We start from the raw sequence: 20,930 nt of genomic DNA on the forward strand, positions 1-20,930 counted from the left end.
ACGACGGTGTCTTCGACGGTGACGACCGGGCGCTCGAGGGTGCGGGAGATCTTGACCGGCTTGTCGACGACGGTGTCCTGCACGGTCACCACCGGGCGCTCAAGCTGGCGGGCCACCCGCACGGGCTTGTCGATCACTTCGTCGACCACGGTGACGACCGGCCGCTCTACCGTCCGGGCGACCTTGACCTGCTTGTCAACCACTTCGTCGACCACGGTGACGACCGGGCGCTCAACCATCCGGGAGACCTGGGCCGGCTTGTCGACGATCTTGTCGACGGTGTCGACGACCAACCGTTCAATCGTCCGTTCCAGTGTGACGGGTTTGTCGACAACCGTCTCGACCGGCCGTTCCACCAGTCGCTGCACGGTGTACGCCCTGTCGACGACATTGTCGACAATGTTGATTGGTTGATTGGGGTTCTTGTCAGCCACAGGTGCTCCCTTTCGCGCCTCCCCAGCAAGGCGGCGCCGCGGACCGTTGAGTCACGCGGGCAGCCGAAACGCTCTTCCGGTTGTCGAGTTCCCCCCGTGCGACGCCGCACACCAGGAAGCCCGCAGCCGTTCGAGGCAGCCAGGTCGTCTGTATTCCGGTTAGGAGCATCAAAGTAGTCACACGCTTGTTTGCCTCGCAAGGTTTCGGCAAAAGTTTTGATCTGGAATCAGGAAGAGTTCTTCCGGGATCGGACTATGCGCCTTGACCGTGGTTGGTTAGGTGTCCGCGAGGTGTCCAGAGGTTTGCGATTGCGTCAAAAAGATTTGTCGGCGAGGGGTTCTCGCCGATGGTGCCGCCGGAGGAGTCCATCCGCAGGCACGCCTGCACGGCGCGGTCACCCGGCGTACGGGCTAGATCTGGTCGGACACGAAGACCCCCGGTTCGGCTAGGCCACTCCCCTTCGGTGGGGGCCGGTGCGGTGTCCGGTTACTGCGTGTACGCCGTGGTAAGCCTGAGCAATGTCCGACAGCCTTTTCGACCTTCCCGGCGGGGACCCCGGACCCGGTCCGGCGGCCGGCCCGGCACCGTTGGCGGTGCGGATGCGCCCGGCGTGCATTGATGAAGTCGTCGGCCAGGATCACCTGCTGGCTGCCGGATCCCCGCTGCGCCGTTTGGTGGAAGGCTCCGGGGCGGCGTCGGTGATCCTCTACGGCCCGCCCGGCACCGGCAAAACAACGCTGGCCTCGCTGGTCTCGCAGGCAACCGGGCGCCGCTTCGAAGCCCTGTCGGCACTGAGCGCCGGAGTCAAAGAGGTGCGTGCCGTCATCGACACCGCGCGTCGTGCCGCCGTCCATGGTGAACAGACCGTCCTTTTCATCGACGAGGTGCACCGGTTCTCCAAAACCCAACAGGACGCTCTGTTGGCTGCAGTTGAGAACCGGGTGGTTCTGCTGGTCGCCGCGACCACCGAGAACCCGTCGTTCTCCGTGGTCGCGCCGCTGCTATCCCGCTCGCTGATCCTGCAGTTGCAGCCCTTGACCGCCGAGGGCATCCGCACCGTGGTGCGCCGCGCGGTCAGCGACCCGCGCGGACTGGGCGGTGCCGTGCCGATCACCGACGAGGCCGTGGAACTCCTGGTCACGCTGTCCGCCGGTGATGCCCGTCGGGCGCTGACCGCGCTGGAGGTGGCCGCCGAGACCGGTGAGGAGGTGGCCGCCGAGACCATCGAGCAGTCGTTGGACCGTGCCGCGGTGCGTTATGACCGCGACGGCGACCAGCACTACGACGTCATCAGTGCGTTCATCAAGTCGATCCGGGGCTCGGACGTGGATGCGGCTCTGCACTATCTAGCGCGGATGCTTGTTGCGGGGGAGGACCCCAGGTTTCTGGCCCGCCGGTTGATGATCCTGGCCAGCGAGGACATCGGGATGGCCGACCCCACTGCGTTGCCGATGGCGGTGGCAGCCGCCCAGACCGTCGCACTGATCGGGATGCCCGAGGCCCAGCTCACGCTGGCCCACGCCACCGTGCACCTGGCGACTGCGCCGAAGTCCAATGCCGTCACCGTCGCCCTGAACGCCGCCATCGCCGACATCCGCGCCGGAAAGGCCGGCCTGGTGCCCGCCCACCTGCGTGACGGTCACTACTCGGGGGCGGCCCGACTGGGACATGCGCAGGGATACCGTTACCCGCACGATGACCCCGATGGTGTTGTGCCGCAACAATATTCACCCGATGCTGTGCACGGCACCGACTACTATCAGCCGACCTCGCACGGCCTCGAGCGCGAGATCGCCGGCAGGCTGGACAAACTGCGCGCGATCGTCCGCCGCAAGGGCTGAATCCGACGTCACTCTGCTCGGCCCCCGGGTCGTGCAGCCGCGCGGTGCGCAACGACCGGGCGGCGTCGCGGTTGGCGTCCATGACATGGGGGTTGTCGTCGGTAGCGGGAGACCACGGCCGGTCGCAATGTGTCCGGCCGGGCGGGTCTTTTAGGCTGGGCAGCATGCGCAGTGCGGTGCTCGAGGTGGACAGCTCCCGACGCCACATCGTCGACCTGACCGCTGACCTGAGGGACTTCTGCCGGTCCCAGGGGGCTGGCGCCAGCGGGCTGTGCAACGTCTTCGTGCCGCATGCCACCGCCGGCGTGGCGATCATCGAAACCGGCGCCGGCTCCGACTCCGACCTCGTCGACGCCTTGGAACGCCTACTTCCCCGCGATGATCGCTACCGGCATGGCCACGGTTCGCTCGGCCATGGCGCCGACCACGTCCTGCCAGCGCTGATCTGCCCGTCGGTGAACGTGCCGGTGATTAACGGCGCCCCGCTTCTGGGTACGTGGCAGAGCGTGGTGCTGGTCGATCTGAACCGGGACAACCCCCGCCGCTCGGTTCGGCTGAGCTTTGTGTCCGGTTGAGTCAGGCGAATCCATCGCGGGGGGACCTCCGTCGTTGTTTCGAGGCTGATCAGCCGCCCGGTAATGTAATGCGGTCGACGCTCCGGTTATCCGGCCAGCCCACGGCCCGCGCCGCACTGCCCTGTTGCACAACGCCAACCAACGAGGACAAACCCACCCGTGCAGACCCACGAGATCAGGAAGCGATTCCTGGATCACTTCGTCGACGCAGGCCATACCGAGGTGCCCAGCGCCTCGGTGATCCTCGATGATCCCAACCTGCTGTTCGTCAACGCCGGGATGGTGCAGTTCGTCCCGTTCTTCCTGGGCCAGCGCACACCCCCCTACAGCACCGCCGTCAGCATCCAGAAGTGCATCCGCACCCCGGACATCGACGAGGTGGGCATTACCACCCGCCACAACACCTTCTTTCAGATGGCGGGCAACTTCTCCTTCGGCGACTACTTCAAGCGCCAGGCCATCGAACTGGCCTGGACTCTGCTGACCAAGCCGATCGCGGAGGGCGGTTATGGGTTCGACCCGGAAAAACTTTGGGCGACGGTCTTTTACGACGACGACGAGGCCGTGCAGTTATGGCAGGAGGTGGCCGGGCTGCCACCGGAGCGGATTCAGCGCCGCGGTATGGCCGACAACTACTGGTCGATGGGCATCCCCGGGCCGTGCGGCCCGTGTTCGGAGATCTACTTCGACCGGGGCCCCGACTACGGGATCGAGGGCGGCCCGGAGGCCAACGAGGACCGCTACATCGAAATCTGGAACCTCGTGTTCATGCAGAACGAGCGTGGCGATGGCACCAGCAAGGACGATTTCGAAATCCTGGGTCCGCTGCCGCGCCAGAACATCGACACCGGCATGGGCGTCGAACGCATCGCCTGCCTGCTGCAGGGTGTGGACAACGTTTACGAGACCGACCTGATGCGGCCGGTGATAGACAAGGTCGCCCACTACGCGCCCCGAGGCTACGGTCAGGGCAACCACGACGACGACGTTCGCTACCGGGTCATCGCCGACCACTCCCGCACGGCGGCCATCATCATCGGTGACGGGGTAACGCCGTCGAACGAGGGCCGGGGCTACGTTCTGCGTCGATTGTTGCGCCGAATCGTCCGTGCCGCAAAACTTCTCGGTATCGACCGCCCCGTCGTCGGGGAACTGATGGAGACCGTGCGCGGCACGATGGCCCCGTCCTACCCTGAACTGAACGCGGACTTCGACCGGATCAGTCGTATCGCCATCGCCGAGGAGACCGCCTTCAACCGGACCCTGGCCTCGGGATCCCGGCTCTTCGAAGAGGCCGCGGCGGCGACCCGATCAGCCGGCAAGACCGTCCTGGCCGGCTCGGAGGCCTTCACCCTGCACGACACCTACGGATTCCCCATCGAGCTCACCCTGGAAATGGCCGCCGAGGCCGGACTGAGCGTCGACGAACTCGGGTTCCGCGAGTTGATGGCCGAGCAGCGCCGCCGAGCCAAGGCCGACGCCGCCGCCCGTAAGCATGCCCATGCCGACCTGTCGGCGTTCCGCGAGCTTGTCGATGCCGGCCCGACCGAATTCACCGGTTTCAGCGAGCTCACCTCGCAGGCCCGCATCCTGGGCATCTTCGTCGACGGAAAACGAGTCCCGGTGGTGGCTCACCACGCCCGGGTGCACTCCGAATCCGTGCCGCCCGAACGCGTCGAGATCGTGCTCGACCGCACTCCGCTCTACGCTGAGTCCGGCGGACAGATCGCCGACGCGGGCTGGATTGCCGGAACCGGCTCCAGTGAGTCGGCCAAAGCCGCGGTGACCGATGTCCAGAAGATCGGCAAGACGCTGTGGGTGCACCGGGTCAATGTCGAATCCGGTGAATTCGTCGAGGGCGACACGGTCATCGCAGCGGTGGATCCAAGCTGGCGCCGCGGTGCCACCCAGGGCCACTCCGGCACCCACATGGTCCACGCCGCGCTGCGACAGGTGTTGGGCCCCAACGCGGTTCAGGCCGGATCGCTGAACCGGCCGGGCTACCTGCGGTTCGACTTCAACTGGCAGGGCGGCCTCACCGACGCCCAGCGCACGGACATCGAGGAGATCACCAACGAGGCGGTGCAGGCCGATTACGCGGTCAACACCTTCACCACCGATCTGGACAAAGCCAAGGCCATGGGTGCGATGGCACTGTTCGGAGAGCAGTATCCCGAGCAGGTACGGGTGGTCGAGATCGGTGGCCCGTTCTCGCTGGAACTCTGCGGCGGCACCCACGTCCACAACTCCGCCCAGATCGGCCCGGTCACCATCCTCGGAGAGTCATCGGTCGGTTCCGGGGTCCGTCGGGTGGAGGCCTACGTCGGACTGGATTCGTTCCGGCATCTGGCCAAGGAACGCGCGCTGATGGCCGGGTTGGCGTCGACGTTGAAGGTGCCTTCCGAGGAGGTTCCCGCTCGAGTCGCCACCCTCGTCGAGCGGCTCAAGGCCGCCGAGAAGGAGTTGGACCGCGTTCGGCTGTCCTCGGCGCGCGCCTCGGCCGGTAATGCCGCCGCTACCGCGGAGTCGGTGGGTAAGGTGCGCCTCGTGGCTCAGCAGATGCCAGCGGGAATGAACGCCGGGGACCTGCGGTCCCTGGTCGGCGACATTCGCGCTCGACTCGGCTCAGACCCCGCAGTGGTTGTGCTGATCGCCGAGGGTCCCGACGCCGTTGACGGCCCGTCGGTGCCATTCGTGGTCGCGGCCAACGATGCCGCTCAAGACGCCGGACTGCGGGCCAACGACCTGGTCGGGGTGCTGGCTGCCGCGGTCGGGGGGCGGGGTGGCGGCAAGGCCGACCTTGCCCAGGGCTCGGGCAGGGATCCCGCCGGCATCGGTGCCGGCCTGGCCGCCGTTCGGGCGGAGCTGACCCGAAGTTGACGGTGGAAATGACGGCGTCTGAGCGCAAGCCTGACCGTCCCGGGCCTGCGGACCCCGGGCGGGGTCGTCGGCTTGGTGTCGACGTCGGCACGGTTCGGATCGGGGTGGCCGTCAGCGACCCCGACGGCATTCTGGCCACCCCGGTGGAGACCGTGCATCGAGACCGCCGCGGCGGCCATCTTCGCCGGCTTTCCGTCCTGGTCAATGACCTGGAAGTGGTCGAGGTGGTGGTGGGGTTGCCGCGCACGCTGGCCGACCGCGCCGGATCCTCGGCCGAGGATGCGATCGCGGTCGCCGAGGAACTGGCCGAGCGGATCGGCCCGATACCGGTCCGACTGACCGACGAGCGACTGACTACTGTCAGCGCGGCCAGATCCCTGCGGGAAGCGGGCGTGCGAACCAGGGCACAACGGGGGAAGATCGACCAGGCTGCCGCCGTGGCAATCCTGCAAGGCTGGCTCGACCAACGCCGCAATGCGGCCACGATTCGGAAAGAGTGACCATGCCCGACGAGGTGAAACCCGAAGACTTGACGCCACGGCGGCCGGAGCGAGCTGAGCCGCGGTCAGTCGGCTCGTCGGGACGCTCAGCGCAACCACCCCGCGGTTCGGGCAACCGCGGCAAGATCCTGGCTGTGCTGGGTGTGCTGGTGGCACTGGCAGTAGGGGTCTGGTTGCTGGGCCCGCGACTCTTCGGCGGACCCGAACTGCTCAAGGACTACACCGGTGCGGGCAAAGACGACATCATCATCGAGGTCAGGCCGGGTGACTCGGGCGCGGTGATCGCTCAGGGCCTGGTAGACAAGGGTGTCATCGGTGATGTGAACATGTTCATCGGCGCCGCCTCGGGTAACGCTGAACTGGCCGCCATCCAGCCCGGCTACTACAAGGTGAGAACGCAGATTCCGGCGGCGACCGCCGTGCAAATGCTGACCGACCCGAAGTCGCGGGTCGGCAAGCTCGTCATCCCTGAGGGTAAGCAACTCGACGACATCACCGCGGTCGGTTCGGGTGTGGTCAACCCCGGTATCTTCACGCTGATCGCCGATGCCAGCTGTGTCGAACTCAACGGGACCAAGAAATGCGTGTCGGCCGCGGATCTCAGGGCCGCCTCCGAGGAGGGGACGCTGGAGAGCCTCAACGTGCCTGATTGGGCGGTCAAGGGCGCCGGCACCCAGGGGCAGAGCCACCGTCGCCTGGAGGGGCTGATCGCCCCGGGCACCTGGAACATCAACCCGTCCTCCTCGCCCAAGGAGATCTTGGCCAAGCTGATCGGTGACAGCGGTGAACGGTACGTCAAGGGCGGCATCCTCGATGCGGCGACCGTGCTGAACATCTCGCCCTACGAGGTGCTCATCGTGGGCTCTCTGGTGCAGAAGGAAGCCCAGCCGGTCGACTTCGCCAAGGTGGCGCGGGTCATCTACAACAGGCTGGCCAGCGACTATGACCGGTTGGAGTTCGACTCCACCGTCAACTACCCGCTGGACCGTCAGGAGGTGGCCACCACCGACGAGGACCGTGCCAAAGAAACCGCGTGGAATACCTACGCCATGCCCGGTCTGCCGGCCACGCCGATCTGCTCGCCCGGGGAAGACGCCTTGGCCGCGGCCGAGCGGCCGGAGCCGGGCGACTGGCTCTACTTCGTCACCATCGACGCCCAGGGCACCACGCTGTTCACCAGCGACTACCAGGAGCATCTGGCGAATCGCGACAAAGCACTGGAGAGCGGGTTCCTCAATTCCGGGCGATAGACGCAGGGGAAGGCCCCATTACGAGGCGTAAGGCGGCCGTTCTGGGCTCGCCGGTCGCGCATTCACGGTCCCCGCAACTGCATCTGGCGGCGTACCGGGCGCTCGGATTGGACGACTGGTCCTACCAGCGTATCGAGTGCACAGCCGACGACTTGCCCTCTGTCGTAAGCGGTTTCGGTCCGGAGTGGGTCGGTGTTTCGGTCACCATGCCGGGCAAGTTCGCCGCTCTGCGGTTTGCCGACGAACACACCGAACGCGCTGAACTGGTCGGCTCGGCCAACACCCTGGTGCGCACCGCCCGCGGCTGGCGTGCGGACAACACCGACGTCGACGGGGTGGCCGGGGCGCTCGGTGGACCTGCGTCGGGGCTGCGCGGCGGACTGCGCCGGGCCATCGTGCTGGGCTCGGGCGGCACCGCTCCTGCCGCAGTCGTGGCCCTGGCCGGGCTGGGTGTCACCGCCATCACCGTGGCGGCCCGCAATCGCGGGAATGCCGCCCGACTGCTCGACCTCGGATCGCGGCTGGGAGTGGCGACGGACTTCTGCAATCTCGCCGGCCCGGCACTGCACGCGGCGGCCGCCCGGGCCGACGTCCTGGTCAGCACCATCCCCGCCGAAGCGGCCGCCCCACTGGCCGGCGCCCTGGCCGGGGTTCCGCTACTGCTGGACGCAATCTATGAACCGTGGCCGACCCCGCTGGCGCGGGCGGTCGCCGAATCCGGTGGTGAGGTGATCGGCGGCCTGCAGATGCTGCTGCACCAGGCGTTCAGTCAGGTCGAACAATTCACAGGCCGGCCCGCACCGCGACAGCAGATGGCGGCTGCGCTGGGCTAACGTCCGGCGTTATGGGAAGCGTTGGGGTAGTGGGCGCTGCCGTCGTCGTGCTCTGGGCGGCTGCACTGGCGATTGCCGACACCAGACGACGTCGACTGCCCAACCTGCTCACCGTGCCCGGCGCGGTGGTGATTGTGGCTGTGGCGTGGCTGGGTGGGCGCGGGGGTGCGGCCCTGCTCGGTGGCTGCCTGCTCGGCGGACTGTATCTGGCCGTGCACCTGGCCGATCCGGGCGGACTCGGTGGCGGGGACGTCAAACTGGCGGTGGGATTGGGTGCGTTGACCGGTGCACTCAGCCGGGAGGTCTGGGTGCTCGCCGCACTGGGTGCGCCGATCCTGACCGCAGCGCTTGGAGTGGCGAGCTTACTGGTGGGCCGGGGCGGTGTGGTGCCGCACGGACCGTCGATGGTGCTCGCCAGTCTGGCCGCGGCAGCGTTGGCGGTGGTGTAGGGCGGCGAGGATTTCGGGGAGCGTCGGCCGACGTGGGAAGATACAGAGGTGTTGCGATGGACCACCGCAGGTGAATCCCACGGCCGCGCCCTGATTGCGCTCGTCGAGGGCATGGTCGCCGGAGTGCAGGTCACCTCCGCCGACATCGCTGCTCAACTGGCCCGCCGGCGCTTGGGTTACGGCCGCGGCGCTCGGATGAAGTTCGAGCAGGACGAGGTGACGGTGCTGGCCGGTGTCCGCCACGGCACCACCCTGGGCGGGCCGATCGCGATCGAGATCGGCAACACCGAGTGGCCGAAGTGGGAGACGGTGATGGCCGCCGACCCCGTCGACGCGGCCGCGCTCGACGTCGCGCGCAACGCCCCACTGACCCGGCCCCGGCCGGGCCACGCCGACTACGCGGGCATGCTCAAATACGGCTTCGACGACGCCCGGCCGGTGTTGGAACGCGCCAGCGCACGGGAGACCGCCGCCCGCGTCGCAGCAGCCGCTATCGCGCGGGCCTTCCTGCGTGATGCGCTCGGTGTTGAGGTTGTCTCGCACGTCATCTCCATCGGCGCCTCGACGCCCTATGACGGTCCGCCGCCCACCCCCGCCGAACTGCCCCGCATCGACGAAAGTCCTGTGCGCGCCTTCGATTTGGCCGCGCAAGAGGCGATGATCGCCGAGATCGAGGCGGCCAAAAAAGACGGTGACACCCTCGGCGGCGTTGTGGAAGTCGTCGCCCACGGTCTGCCGATCGGGCTGGGTTCGTTTACCAGCGGGGACAACCGACTCGACAGCCAACTGGCCGCTGCGGTGATGGGTGTTCAGGCGATCAAGGGAGTCGAGATCGGCGACGGGTTCCAGACCGCCCGCCGGCGCGGCAGCGCGGCCCACGACGAGATGTTTCCCGGCCCCGACGGGGTGCTGCGCTCCACCAACCGCGCCGGCGGTCTGGAGGGTGGGATGACCAACGGGCAGCCGCTGCGGGTGCGCGCGGCCATGAAGCCGATTTCCACGGTTCCGCGAGCGTTGTCCACCGTGGACCTGGCCACCGGTGAGCAGGCCGTGGCGATCCACCAGCGCTCCGATGTCTGCGCGGTACCGGCCGCCGGGGTTGTGGTCGAGGCCATGGTGGCACTGGTGCTGGCCCGGGCGGTGTTGGAGAAGTTCGGTGGGGACTCGCTGACCGAGACCCGCCGCAACATCGACGGATATCTGCGTGAGGTCGCCGGGCGCGAGGGCCGGCCTGATTCGGTACGGCTGTCGGGATAGCGGGATGGCGCCGAAGGCCGTGCTGGTCGGGCTGCCCGGCTCGGGGAAATCGACCATCGGGCGGCGGCTCGCCAGAGCCCTGGGGGTGGAATTGCTGGACACCGACGCTGAGATCGAGCGGCGCACCGGACGTACCATCGCCGACATCTTCGGCACCGACGGTGAAGCCGGGTTCCGGCGCATCGAGGAACAGGTGATCAAGGAGGCGCTGGCAGGCCACGACGGAGTCCTGTCGCTGGGCGGTGGCGCGGTCACCACCGCGGGCGTGCGCGACGCGCTGGCCGGGCACACCGTGGTCTACCTGGAAATCAGTGCCGCTGAAGGGGTCCGGCGTACCAGTGGCAGTACGGTGCGCCCTCTGCTGGCCGGGCCGGATCGCGCTGAGAGGTATCGCGAACTGATGAACCAGCGGGTACCGCTTTACCGCCAGGTCGGAACCATCCGGATCAGCACCAACCGGCGCAACCCCGGCGCGGTGGTCCGCTACATCGTCGCCCGGTTGGAGAATCCCCAGCCGTCCCGCCGCCGGCCGCCGTGGCGCCGCAACGCAGACCCAGACGCCCGCCGCCCTGTGTCGGCGCCCGCCACCCCGTCGGCGTCCCCGGCGACGGTCGCCGACACCGGGCCGGTAACCCCGGCCACCCTGGCCCGCCGTGCGGGGATGCGCAAATGACCCAGTCCGCCGACCTCCCGGTGACCATCGAGGTCGCCGTCAACCCGCCGTATCCGGTGGTCATCGGATCCGGTGTGCTCGACTCGTTGGCCGACCTCCTCGGATTCCGGCACAAGGTGGTCATCCTGCATCAGCCGGCGCTGACCGACACCGCCGAGGCGATTCGTAAGCAGCTGTTGGACAAGGGCGTTGACGCTCATCGCATCGAAATTCCCGACGCTGAGGCCGGCAAAGACCTGCCGGTCGTCGGCTTCATCTGGGAGGTTCTGGGGCGCATCGGAGTCGGTCGCAAAGACGCCATCGTCAGCCTCGGCGGGGGAGCGGCCACCGACGTCGCGGGCTTCGCGGCCGCGACATGGCTTCGTGGCATAGACATCGTGCACGTGCCGACGACCCTGCTGGCGATGGTCGATGCGGCCGTCGGCGGCAAGACCGGCATCAACACCGACGCCGGCAAGAATCTGGTCGGAGCATTCCATCAGCCCGCCGCCGTCCTCGTCGAACTCGACTTGCTCAAGACGTTGCCGCGCAACGAATTAGTCGCCGGGATGGCGGAGGTCGTCAAAGCCGGCTTCATCGCCGATCCGGTGATCCTGGACCTTATCGAAGCTGACCCGGATGCCGCTGTCGACCCGGCCGGGCCGGTGCTGCCCGACCTGATCAGGCGGGCCATCCAGGTCAAGGCCGACGTGGTGGCCGCCGACGAGAAGGAGTCGGCACTGCGCGAGATCCTCAACTACGGGCACACCCTCGGTCATGCCATCGAACGGCGGGAACGCTACCGGTGGCGGCATGGCGCGGCGGTGTCGGTGGGGCTGGTGTTCGCCGCGGAGTTGGCTCGCCTAGCCGGGCGCCTCGACGACGAATGCGTGCAACGCCACCGCGACGTGCTGACGGCGTTGGGCCTGCCGGTGAGCTACGACGCCCACGCCCTGCCCGAACTGATGAAGTACATGGCGGGAGACAAGAAAACCCGTTCGGGCACATTGCGTTTCGTGGTGCTCGATGAGCTGGGCAGGCCCGGTCGTCTGGAGGGCCCGGACCCGACCCTGCTGGCTGCCGCGTACGCGGAGGTGAGCGAGTGACCACGGTCCTGATACTCAACGGCCCGAATCTGGGCCGCCTCGGTCGGCGCGAGCCGGAGGTTTACGGCAGCACCACCCACGACGACCTGGTGGCCATGATCGAGTCCGAAGCCGCCGAGCTGGGCGTGTCGGCCCTCGTGCGGCAAAGCGATAGCGAGGCGCAACTGATCTCCTGGGTACACGCCGCCGCCGACGCCGGCGACCCGGTGATCCTTAACGCCGGTGGGCTGACCCACTCCTCGATCGCACTGCGGGACGCGTGTGCGGAGTTACGGGCGCCGCTGATCGAGGTGCACATCTCCAATGTGCATGCCCGCGAGGAGTTTCGGCACCACTCCTACCTGAGCGGGGTGGCTACCGGGGTGATCGTCGGCCTGGGTGTGCAGGGCTACCTTCTAGCGTTGCGGTACCTGGCAGCCAACTGCTGATTCACTCGCGGTCGTGCAGGCGCCGATCGGCTTGCTCGTGCTGGGTGCGGATGGACTCGCGGGCCTCCTGCCGCCAGTCCAGTTCACGGCGTGACACCGCGTACTGCTCACCCGGATCCTCGTCGGCGTACACCGCGTCGAACACGTCTTCCTGTTCACCGAGCCGCCCAGGCATCCGCTGACGCGGCGCGGCGGGCCGGCGACGGTCCACCAGCCACCGGCCGACTCCGGTTCCGAGCACCGCGGGCAGGAAGACCAGCAGGGCGGTGAACGCGGCGAAGACCGACACCTCGGTCCCGATACCTTCGGCGTAGATGGCGTTGTAGAACAGCGAGATGATCCACGCCGCCAACCCGCTGAGCACGCCGGCCAGTAGCCCGGCCAGCAGCCAGCGCATCGCCAGATCGCGACGGCGGTCCGGATCCGGGTTGGCCCGGGCGTCGGCGATGCCGTCGAGCAGACCCCACAACAGCGCCGCCGCACCGAGCGCGACGCACAGCGCAATGCTGATGGCACCGGCGTTGGTGGGGGAGGCGTTGATCAGCGTGCCCTGGACCAGCCGGAGCACCACCATCCCGATCGCGAACACCAGCCCGCGCGGTAACCACGTCGTCATAGGAGAGCAGCCTAGCGAGTACCGTCACCCACCGTGACACATTGCCAACGTCGGAACCGGCTGGCGGCGTGTCTGGTCGAGCGCGGACTGGATGCGTTCATGGTCAGTGACCTGGTCAATGTCCGCTATCTGACCGGTTTCACGGGGTCAAATGCCGCGCTGCTGGTATTCGCCGACGACACGCCGCCGGTGTTGGCCACCGACTCCCGGTACCGCACCCAGGCCGCCCGTCAGGCACCCGACCTGCACGCTGTCATCGAACGGGCCTGCGGCCGCCATCTCATCGGGCGCGCCACGCGGGCCGGAGCACGCCGGATCGGTTTCGAAAGTCACATCGTCACGGTGGACGGATTCGATGCGCTGTCTCGCGACCTAACCGGCCAGCACGGCGATGCGAGCGTTTCCGGTGCCGAACTGATGCGTGCCTCCGGCGCTGAACCGGTGCGAGCCTCCGGTGCGGTACTGGTCCGGGCCTCCGGCACGGTGGAGGCGCTGCGCGAGGTCAAGGACGCCGGGGAGGTCGCATTGCTGCGACTGGCCTGCGAGGCCGCCGACGCCGCACTGGCCGCACTGATCGACCGTGGCGGGCTGCGGCCTGGTCGCACCGAGAAGGCGGTGGCCCGGGAATTGGAGGCGCTGATGCTCGAGCACGGCGCCGATGGGCCCTCCTTCGAGACCATCGTCGCCGCCGGCGAGAACTCCGCGGTGCCCCACCACCGGCCCACCGATGCCGTCCTCGACCAGGGCGACTTCGTCAAGATCGACTTCGGTGCCCTGGTCGCCGGCTACCACTCCGACATGACCCGAACCTTCGTCCTGGGTGCCGCGGCGGACTGGCAGCGGGAGATCTACGCCGCCGTGGCTGCTGCCCAGCAGGCCGGGGTGGATGCACTGGAGTCGGGGGCACAGCTCGGCGAGGTCGATCGCGCGGCGCGACACGTCATCGCCGAGGCCGGCTACGGCGATTTTTTCGGCCACGGCCTGGGCCACGGCGTCGGTCTTCAGATCCACGAAGCGCCGGGAATCAACTCCGCTGCCGCCGGTACACTGCGTGCTGGCTCCGCGGTGACCGTGGAACCCGGTATCTACCTGGCCGAACGCGGCGGCGTCCGCATCGAGGACACCCTCGTTGTCGGTGCGCGCGGCCCCGAACAACTGACCCGGTTCCCGAAGAACCTGGCCATCCTCTGACCGCCTTGTCTTGTTAGAAGACCCGAAGGAGAACGACCGACCGTGGCTACCACAGCCGACTTCAAAAACGGCCTCGTGCTGAACATCGACGGCCAACTCTGGCAGATCATCGAATTCCAGCACGTCAAGCCCGGCAAAGGGCCGGCCTTCGTGCGGACCAAGCTCAAGAACGTGCTGTCCGGCAAGGTGGTCGACAAGACCTACAACGCCGGGGTCAAGGTGGAGACCGCGACTGTGGACCGGCGCGATGCCACCTACCTATACCGCGACGGCAGCGACTTCGTGTTCATGGACAGCGAGGACTACGAACAGCATCCGCTGCCGGAGTCACTGGTGGGCGATTCGGCGGGCTTCCTGCTGGAGGGTATGCCGGTACAGATCGCCTTCAATCAGGGCGCCCCGCTGTACCTGGAGCTTCCGGTGACCGTCGAACTCGAGGTCTCCCACACCGAGCCCGGCCTGCAGGGTGACCGCTCCAACGCGGGAACCAAGCCGGCCACCCTGGAGACCGGGGCGGAGATCCAGGTTCCGCTGTTCATCAACATCGGGGACAAACTCAAGGTCGACTCCCGCGATGGCAGCTACTTGGGCCGCGTCAACTAGGGCTGTGTCACCTAGCAATGGCTGACCGCAAGGCGGAGAAGGGGCGCCACCACGCCCGCAAACGGGCTGTCGATCTGCTCTTCGAGGCGGAGGCCCGCGGACTGTCTGCGGCTGAGGTCGCCGACGGGCGCGTGGCCCTGGCCGAAGCCGACCAGGAAGTGTCGGCGCTCAACCCCTACACCGTCGCCGTCGCCCGCGGGGTAACTGAGCACGCCGCCCACGTCGACGAGTTGATCAGTTCGCACCTGCACGGCTGGACCCTGGAACGGCTGCCCGCGGTCGACCGGGCGATCCTGCGGGTGGCGGTTTGGGAACTGCTGCACGCCGAGGACGTCCCCGGACCGGTGGCTGTCGATGAGGCGGTCGAATTGGCAAAGCAGTTGTCCACCGATGAGTCGCCCGGCTTCGTCAACGGCGTGCTGGGACAGGTGATGCTGGTGACGCCGCAGATCCGCGCGGCCGCCGCCGCGGTCAGGGCCGCCACGCCGGTGCCGCCGGTCGCGAATCCGGACGCGTAACCTCGGCCAATGCACGCCGAGGAGCATTTCGCCACCCTGGCCGACGTCTGGGATCAGCAGGCCGACGCCCTGGACAGGTCCATGGGTCGGCACGGAACCGCGGCCCGGCATGCGTTGGCCGCCGGCCCCGGTGATCGGGTGATCGATCTGGGCTGCGGGCCGGGTCTGTCGGCGGTCGCCCTGGGCGCCGAAGTCGGTCCGCAGGGTTGGGTGGCGGCGGTCGACGTAGTCCCGCAGATGGCGGCCGCCGCGCGGCGCCGTCTGTTGGCTGCGGGAGTCACCGGGACCGCGGTGGCCGCCGATGTGGCCACCGCCGACCTGATCGCCCTCGCAGGTGTGGGAGAGCCCTTCGACGCCGCGCACTCACGGTTCGGGTTGATGTTCTTTCCGGAACCGGATATCGCCTTCGCCAACATCTTTCGCGCGCTGCACCCAGGGGGAAGGCTGGCTGCATCGGTATGGCAGCACCTGACCGGCAATCCGTGGATGATGCTGACGACGGCCACCGCGACCCAGGTTCTCGGAATGGAACGGCCGCCGCTTCCCGAGCCCGGCAGCCCGGGACCCTTCTCCCTGGCCGACCCGGACTCGACCGCGCATCTGCTCAGCCGGGCGGGATTCGTCGACGTCTATCTGGAATCGGTGGAGACGCCATTCGTCTTCGAGGGCGACGGCACCTCGGCCGCCGAACGGGTGCTCAGTGCCGGTCCACTGGGGGCGGTGTTCCTGGCTGCCGACGACAATCGCCGCCGCGAGGTCGTCGGCGCCGTGGTGGAGGCCCTGGACCACCATCGGGGTCCCAACGGAATCGAGGTTCCGGCCGCCTCATGGTGTGTGACCGCGGTCCGGCCCTAGCAGGTGCTCAGCGGTCCAGTGCCGCGTAGGTCCGCTTGACGAACTTCGGCTGCACCGACTGCAGTCTGGCCAGGTCGGTATTGCCGGCGACGGCGGCGGCAGCCGAGGTCAGGTCCGGATAGTTCTGAATCAGGTAGATGAGGATCAGATCGTTCTCCGGGTCGGCTTGCCACCATGTCCCGTAGGCCCCGGGCCAACTGAAGGTGCCCCGGCCGCCGGGGCCGAACAGCCGGGCCGATTTCGTCGGGTCGGTGACCACCGACAGGTTCAAGCCGAAACCGCGGCCGATCCAGAACGGCATCCCCAGGAACGGGTGCCGTTTCTGATCCTCGGTGAGCAGATCGGAGCGCATCACCGCCACCGATGCGGGCGAGAGCACCCGCACACCGTCGACCGACCCGCCGCCCAACAGCGTCCGGGCGAACCGCAGATAGTCCTCGGCGGTAGACACCAGGCCCGCCCCGCCCTGGCAGAACAGCGGCTCCTTGACCGGGATCGGCCCCATCGCATCGTGTTGCAGGCCGTTCTGCGCGTCGAGTCGGTACATGGTGGCCGCCCGGCCGCGTTTGTCTGGCGAGACGTAGAAGCCGGTGTCGGACATACCCAGCGGCTCGAAGATCCGCTCGGTGAGGACGTCGTGCAGGGACTTGTCCTCGATCCTGGACAAGACGATGCCCAGTACCTCGGTGCTGTGGCTGTAGGTGAGCCGCTCGCCGGGCTGGTGCACCAGCGGGAGGGCCGCCACTTCGGAAAGCCAGTGGTCCTGGTCCTGGCGCAGCGACACCTTGCTGTAGGCGCGGCTGATCGGACCGGCCACCGAGAACACGTACGCCAGCCCGCTGCGGTGCGTCATCAGGTCTTCGATGGTGATCAGCCGGTGAGCGGGCACGGTGCCGTCCAGCGGACCGGTCGGATCGATCAGGACCCGCATATCGGCCATCTCCGGCAGCCACCTGCTGATCGGATCGGTCAGCGCGAGCTTGCCCTCCTCTGCCAGGGCCATCGCGGCGGCGACGGTGACCGGCTTGGTCATCGAGGCGATCCGGAAGATGGTGTCCCGCTGCATCGGCAGGCTGGCCTCGAGGTCGCGGTAGCCGATCTCGTTGACCTGCAGCACTTCTCCGCGATGCCACACCAGGGTGACCGCTCCGGACAGCAGGCCGGCGTCAACGGCTTCGGAGATGGCGACGCGATTGTCGGCGAGACTCACCGCGGCGAGTCTACGCAGCACCGGCGCGCCCGCCGGGCCACCGCAGGGCGGGTGCTACGGTTGGCGGCAATCGACATCCTTTAACGATCCGTCCGGCGAGGCGGAGAAGGAGGTCTGGTCACTGGTGGTTACCACCGACCGGGAACTCATGTCCGCTGCAGACGTCGGCCGGACCGTCTCCCGCATCGCCCACCAGATCATCGAGAAAACCGCCTTGGACGAAGGTTGCGCCGACGCGCCACGGGTGGTGCTGCTGGGCATCCCCACCCGTGGTGTCACCCTGGCGAACCGGTTGGCCGCCAGGATCGTCGAGTTCTGCGGCGTCACCGTCGCGCGCGGCGGCCTGGACATCACGTTGTACCGCGACGACCTCGACTTCAAGCCGCCCCGGGCTCTGGAGGAGACGTCGATTCCGGCTGGCGGGATCGACGGCGCCCTGGTGATCCTGGTCGACGACGTGCTCTACACCGGCCGCTCGGTCCGGTCGGCGCTGGACGCGCTGCGCGACATCGGCAGGCCTACGGCGGTGCAGTTGGCGGTGCTCGTCGACCGCGGCCACCGCGAGTTGCCGTTGCGTGCCGACTACGTCGGCAAGAACGTGCCCACGTCGCGCGCGGAGAACGTCAAGGTACGACTCACCGAGGACGACGGCGTCGAAGGTATCTGGATCGCGCCCGAGGGAGGACCGGCCCGCTAATGAGGAAACCGTCATGAGTGCCCGGCACTTGCTGTCCGCCTCGGATCTATCCCGCGACGAGGCCACCGCGATCCTCGATGACGCCGACCGGTTCCGGCAGGCCCTGCTCGGCCGTGAGGTCAAGAAACTCCCCACTCTGCGGGGCCGCACGGTCATCACGATGTTCTACGAGAATTCCACCCGCACCCGGGTGTCGTTCGAGGTGGCGGGCAAGTGGATGAGCGCCGACGTGATCAACGTCAGCGCCTCGGGATCCTCGGTAGCCAAGGGGGAGTCGCTGCGAGACACCGCGCTGACCCTGCGGGCCGCCGGGGCCGACGCGCTGATCATCCGGCACCCGGCATCCGGGGCGGCCCAGCTGCTGGCGGAGTGGACGGCCGAGTCCGACGGCACCGTAGTGGGAGGCCCCTGCGTCATCAACGCCGGCGACGGCACCCACGAGCATCCCACCCAGGCGTTACTCGACGCGCTGACCGTCCGGCAACGGCTCGGCGACATCGAAGGACGACGGGTCGTGATCGTCGGCGACGTCCTGCACAGCCGGGTGGCCCGGTCCAACGTCGCACTGCTGAACACCCTGGGCGCCGAAGTAGTTCTGGTGGCCCCGCCGACACTGCTGCCGGTCGGGGTCGCCGACTGGGGTGCTGCGACGGTCTCCCACGAGCTGGACGCCGAACTGCCCGGTGCCGACGCCGTGATGATGCTGCGGGTCCAGGCGGAGCGGATGAACGGCGCGTTCTTCCCCTCCGAACGCGAATACTCGATCCGCTACGGCCTGTCCGACCGCCGCCAGGCGCAACTGGCCGACCATGCGGTGGTACTGCACCCCGGGCCGATGCTGCGCGGTATGGAGATCGGCTTTTCGGTCCCGGACTCGTCGCAGTCGGCTGTGCTGCAACAGGTTTCCAACGGTGTGCACGTGCGGATGGCGGTGCTGTTCCATCTGCTGGTCGGCACCGACGAGGCGGTGAGCGTATGACCGTGCAAGCGCCGATTCTCATTCGGGGCGCCCGGCTTTACGGCGAGGGGGACCCGGTCGATGTGCTGGTCGCCGACGGCCAGATCGCTGAGATCGGCACCGGCCTCACAGTGCCCGCTGATGCCGTGGTGATCGACGCCCCCGGCCAGGTGCTGCTGCCGGGTTTGGTGGACCTGCACACTCACCTGCGCGAGCCCGGTCGGGAATATGCCGAGGACATCGAAACTGGTTCGGCCGCTGCCGCTTTAGGGGGCTACACGGCGGTGTTCGCAATGGCCAACACCGATCCGGTCGCCGACAGCCCGGTGGTTACCGACCATGTGTGGCAACGTGGTCAGCAGGTCGGACTGGTCGACGTGCACCCGGTCGGTGCTGTCACGGTCGGCCTGGACGGCAAGCAGTTGACCGAGATGGGCCTGATGGCCGCCGGTGTAGGGCAGGTCCGGCTGTTCTCCGACGACGGGATCTGCGTGCACGACCCGCTGGTCATGCGCCGGGCGCTGGAGTACGCCGCCGGACTGGGGGTGCTCATCGCCCAGCACGCCGAGGAGCCGAGGCTGACCGACGGTGCCGTCGCGCACGAGGGTCCCAACGCCGCCCGACTGGGGCTGGCCGGGTGGCCGCGGTCCGCTGAGGAGTCGATCGTCGCCCGCGACGCGCTACTGGCCCGCGACGCCGGCGCCCGGGTGCACATCTGCCATGCATCCACCGCAGGAACCGTGGAGATCCTCAAATGGGCCAAACAGCAGGGTATTTCCATCACCGCTGAGGTCACCCCGCATCACCTGATGCTCGACGACAGCCGGCTGGAGAGCTACGACGGCCGCAACCGGGTGAACCCGCCACTGCGCGAAGCCTCCGATGCCGAGGCATTGCGCCGGGCGCTGGCCGAGGGCGTCATCGACTGCGTGGCCACCGACCACGCCCCGCACGCCGATCACGAGAAGTGCTGTGAGTTCTCCGTGGCCAGGCCCGGCATGCTCGGTCTGCAGACCGCGCTGTCGGTGGTGACGGCCACCATGGTGGTTCCCGGCCTGCTGGACTGGCGTGGTGTGGCCAGGGTGATGAGCGAGAACCCGGCTGGCATCGTCGGCCTGCCGGACCAGGGCCGGCCGCTGGAGGTTGGGGAGCCGGCCAACCTAGTGGTCGTCGACCCCGACGCGCACTGGACGGTGGATGCGACGGCACTGGCCAGTCGCTCCGCCAACACCCCGTACGAAGCGATGACGTTGCCCGCCACGGTCACCGCCACGCTGCTGCGGGGTCGGGTTACCGCCAGGGACGGCAAGGTACGCCAGGCGTGAATGCCCAGCGAGAAGCGCAGGCGGATCGCGCATGAATGCCCAGCGAGAAGCGCAGGCGGATCGCGCATGAATGCCCAGCGAGAAGCGCAGGCGGATCGCGCATGAATGCCCAGCGAGAAGCGCAGGCGGATCGCGCATGAACACAGCTACGGCCATCAGCACCTACGTTTTCGGGTTCGTCATCGTAGTGCTGATCGGTCTGGTGATCCGGCGGATGCTGCGCGGCTGGAAACACCGGGCGCAACGTCAGGTCGAACTCGTCGGTGACTTACCGCCGACGCCGGCCTCGCTGAGCCCAGCGGTCATTGCGCCCACCCTCGGCCTCTACCTGGGGTCAACCATCGCCCCTGATTGGCTCGAACGGGTCAACGTCGGTGACCTCGGCTACCGGTGCAAGGCGGTGCTGACCCGCTACCCGGAGGGGGTCCTGATGGAGCGCTCCGGGACCGGCCCGATCTGGATGCCAGGTGATGCGATCATCGGCGTGCGGACCGAACGCGCGCTGGCCGGAAAAGTTCTACCCGGCCGATCCGGAACCGACGGCGCCGGTCGCATTCTGGTGATCCGGTGGCGACTCCCGTCGGGAACCGAAATCGACACCGGCTTCCGCGGCGAGGATCGCAGCATCTACGGCCAGTGGATCGACCTACCAACCCGAGGGACAGGAGAGTCACAGTGACACTGCAGCAGGCGACCCAGCAGCAGGCCGTCCTGGTGCTTGAAGACGGGCGCATTCACACCGGTGTTCCGT

The 20,930-nt window shown here is 68.0% G+C and carries 20 protein-coding genes and 2 pseudogenes; 19 read left to right on the top strand and 3 right to left on the bottom strand.

What is annotated here, in order from left to right; translation table 11 throughout:
- A pseudogene (locus tag ADBZ5N_RS08680) lies at positions 1 to 434 on the bottom strand (hypothetical protein); the annotation flags it as partial.
- A 519-nt stretch (positions 435 to 953) separates the two neighbouring features.
- Between ADBZ5N_RS08680 and ADBZ5N_RS08685 the strand changes: the two are divergent.
- From ADBZ5N_RS08685 to aroQ, 11 genes and pseudogenes are all read left to right on the top strand, one after another.
- Positions 954 to 2,276, top strand: coding sequence for a replication-associated recombination protein A (locus ADBZ5N_RS08685; protein WP_526257091.1), 1,323 nt, complete (start codon positions 954 to 956; stop codon positions 2,274 to 2,276).
- Between the two features lie 176 nt (positions 2,277 to 2,452).
- Positions 2,453 to 2,851 carry a secondary thiamine-phosphate synthase enzyme YjbQ gene (locus tag ADBZ5N_RS08690; protein WP_526257108.1) on the top strand — a complete coding sequence of 133 codons (399 nt, stop codon included), beginning with the start codon at positions 2,453 to 2,455 and terminating at the stop codon, positions 2,849 to 2,851.
- 159 nt (positions 2,852 to 3,010) lie between these two features.
- Positions 3,011 to 5,731, top strand: a complete 2,721-nt coding sequence (alaS, locus tag ADBZ5N_RS08695; RefSeq protein ID WP_526257092.1) for an alanine--tRNA ligase — start codon at positions 3,011 to 3,013, stop codon at positions 5,729 to 5,731.
- Positions 5,732 to 5,739: 8 nt separating this feature from the next.
- Positions 5,740 to 6,231, top strand: a complete 492-nt coding sequence (ruvX, locus tag ADBZ5N_RS08700; protein WP_526257093.1) for a Holliday junction resolvase RuvX — start codon at positions 5,740 to 5,742, stop codon at positions 6,229 to 6,231.
- A gap of 2 nt (positions 6,232 to 6,233) precedes the next feature.
- Positions 6,234 to 7,481 (top strand): endolytic transglycosylase MltG, encoded by a 1,248-nt coding sequence (locus ADBZ5N_RS08705; RefSeq protein WP_526257094.1) that lies wholly within the window; start codon positions 6,234 to 6,236, stop codon positions 7,479 to 7,481.
- Complete coding sequence (locus tag ADBZ5N_RS08710; protein ID WP_526257109.1) at positions 7,478 to 8,314, top strand: shikimate dehydrogenase; 837 nt, start codon at positions 7,478 to 7,480, stop codon at positions 8,312 to 8,314. Before ADBZ5N_RS08705 ends, ADBZ5N_RS08710 begins: the two co-directional genes overlap by 4 nt.
- Before the next feature lie 11 nt (positions 8,315 to 8,325).
- Positions 8,326 to 8,763: a prepilin peptidase gene (locus ADBZ5N_RS08715; protein ID WP_526257095.1), complete on the top strand. Its 438-nt coding sequence runs from the start codon at positions 8,326 to 8,328 to the stop codon at positions 8,761 to 8,763.
- Between the two features lie 48 nt (positions 8,764 to 8,811).
- Positions 8,812 to 10,020 carry a chorismate synthase gene (gene aroC, locus ADBZ5N_RS08720; RefSeq protein WP_526257096.1) on the top strand — a complete coding sequence of 403 codons (1,209 nt, stop codon included), beginning with the start codon at positions 8,812 to 8,814 and terminating at the stop codon, positions 10,018 to 10,020.
- 4 nt (positions 10,021 to 10,024) lie between these two features.
- Positions 10,025 to 10,540, top strand: a pseudogene (locus tag ADBZ5N_RS08725) (shikimate kinase); the annotation flags it as partial.
- Positions 10,541 to 10,689: 149 nt separating this feature from the next.
- A complete protein-coding gene (gene aroB, locus ADBZ5N_RS08730; RefSeq protein WP_526257097.1) occupies positions 10,690 to 11,778 on the top strand; it encodes a 3-dehydroquinate synthase in 1,089 nt (362 codons plus the stop codon).
- Positions 11,775 to 12,206, top strand: coding sequence for a type II 3-dehydroquinate dehydratase (gene aroQ, locus ADBZ5N_RS08735; protein ID WP_526257098.1), 432 nt, complete (start codon positions 11,775 to 11,777; stop codon positions 12,204 to 12,206). The genes aroB and aroQ overlap by 4 nt, the downstream gene beginning before the upstream one ends.
- Before the next feature lies 1 nt (position 12,207).
- Here the strand turns inward: aroQ and ADBZ5N_RS08740 are convergent, their stop codons facing one another.
- Complete coding sequence (locus ADBZ5N_RS08740; RefSeq protein ID WP_526257099.1) at positions 12,208 to 12,822, bottom strand: B-4DMT family transporter; 615 nt, start codon at positions 12,820 to 12,822, stop codon at positions 12,208 to 12,210.
- A 33-nt stretch (positions 12,823 to 12,855) separates the two neighbouring features.
- Between ADBZ5N_RS08740 and ADBZ5N_RS08745 the strand changes: the two genes are divergently transcribed.
- From ADBZ5N_RS08745 to ADBZ5N_RS08760, 4 genes are read left to right on the top strand one after another with little or no spacing between them, the layout of a single operon-like run.
- Entirely contained in the window at positions 12,856 to 14,013 is a 1,158-nt protein-coding gene (locus ADBZ5N_RS08745) for a M24 family metallopeptidase (RefSeq protein ID WP_526257100.1), read from the top strand.
- Positions 14,014 to 14,055: 42 nt separating this feature from the next.
- Entirely contained in the window at positions 14,056 to 14,616 is a 561-nt protein-coding gene (gene efp / locus ADBZ5N_RS08750) for an elongation factor P (protein WP_526257101.1), read from the top strand.
- 17 nt (positions 14,617 to 14,633) lie between these two features.
- Positions 14,634 to 15,134, top strand: coding sequence for a transcription antitermination factor NusB (gene nusB / locus ADBZ5N_RS08755; RefSeq protein ID WP_526257102.1), 501 nt, complete (start codon positions 14,634 to 14,636; stop codon positions 15,132 to 15,134).
- Between the two features lie 9 nt (positions 15,135 to 15,143).
- Positions 15,144 to 15,989: a class I SAM-dependent methyltransferase gene (locus ADBZ5N_RS08760; RefSeq protein WP_526257103.1), complete on the top strand. Its 846-nt coding sequence runs from the start codon at positions 15,144 to 15,146 to the stop codon at positions 15,987 to 15,989.
- Positions 15,990 to 15,996: 7 nt separating this feature from the next.
- Here ADBZ5N_RS08760 and ADBZ5N_RS08765 read toward each other — a convergent pair whose 3' ends face one another.
- Positions 15,997 to 17,199: a serine hydrolase domain-containing protein gene (locus tag ADBZ5N_RS08765; protein WP_526257104.1), complete on the bottom strand. Its 1,203-nt coding sequence runs from the start codon at positions 17,197 to 17,199 to the stop codon at positions 15,997 to 15,999.
- A gap of 121 nt (positions 17,200 to 17,320) precedes the next feature.
- On the opposite strand from ADBZ5N_RS08765, the gene pyrR reads away from it, so the two are divergent.
- The 4 genes from pyrR (at position 17,321) to ADBZ5N_RS08785 (ending at position 20,858) form a co-directional block, all read left to right on the top strand.
- Positions 17,321 to 17,896 carry a bifunctional pyr operon transcriptional regulator/uracil phosphoribosyltransferase PyrR gene (pyrR, locus tag ADBZ5N_RS08770; protein WP_526257110.1) on the top strand — a complete coding sequence of 192 codons (576 nt, stop codon included), beginning with the start codon at positions 17,321 to 17,323 and terminating at the stop codon, positions 17,894 to 17,896.
- Between the two features lie 13 nt (positions 17,897 to 17,909).
- A complete protein-coding gene (locus ADBZ5N_RS08775; protein WP_526257105.1) occupies positions 17,910 to 18,875 on the top strand; it encodes an aspartate carbamoyltransferase catalytic subunit in 966 nt (321 codons plus the stop codon).
- On the top strand, positions 18,872 to 20,179 hold the full coding sequence (locus ADBZ5N_RS08780; protein ID WP_526257106.1) for a dihydroorotase: 1,308 nt from the start codon (positions 18,872 to 18,874) through the stop codon (positions 20,177 to 20,179). Before ADBZ5N_RS08775 ends, ADBZ5N_RS08780 begins: the two co-directional genes overlap by 4 nt.
- Positions 20,180 to 20,315: 136 nt before the next feature.
- On the top strand, positions 20,316 to 20,858 hold the full coding sequence (locus ADBZ5N_RS08785) for a PH-like domain-containing protein (RefSeq protein ID WP_526257107.1): 543 nt from the start codon (positions 20,316 to 20,318) through the stop codon (positions 20,856 to 20,858).
- Positions 20,859 to 20,930: the final 72 nt, after the last annotated feature.

It is taken from the genome of Mycobacterium sp. (assembly GCF_044370595.1).
Taxonomy (GTDB): Bacteria; Actinomycetota; Actinomycetes; order Mycobacteriales; family Mycobacteriaceae; genus Mycobacterium.